Origin of the sequence: Psychrobacter sp. CAL346-MNA-CIBAN-0220 (assembly GCF_040309805.1) — a bacterium.
Classification (GTDB): domain Bacteria; phylum Pseudomonadota; class Gammaproteobacteria; order Pseudomonadales; family Moraxellaceae; genus Psychrobacter.
In genome coordinates this window covers 1-271 of record NZ_JBEOPF010000295.1, presented here as the reverse complement: position 1 = coordinate 271, position 271 = coordinate 1, and the positions used below count along the sequence as shown (strand labels likewise).

Here is a 271-nt window from a genome sequence, read left to right as displayed (position 1 = left end):
ACATTACCCACTTTTTGTCTTAAATCACTTATAGCTGCATCTTCTGCGCACATGTTGTCATTGGCACAGCCCCAGCCGATGACTTCTTTGCTGGGATCGCGGTGTAAATATTTAGCCGCGGCCCAAGGGCCACCGTGGTGACCGGTTGGTTTACCATCGGGAAAATTTGAGGGCCTATTGGCCAGCTCGTATGCAATACGTTCAAGCTTATCGGCTGGGGCTCTATCACAGAGAGTGTCATGAAACGCAGGACGCGCTGTGGTGACAAAAT

At 50.6% G+C, this 271-nt stretch carries 1 protein-coding gene; it reads right to left on the bottom strand.

The window, feature by feature from the left end; translation table 11 throughout:
- Window positions 1–271: hypothetical protein (locus AAEY88_RS13695; protein WP_350563269.1), on the bottom strand; the 271-nt coding region annotated here is incomplete at both ends.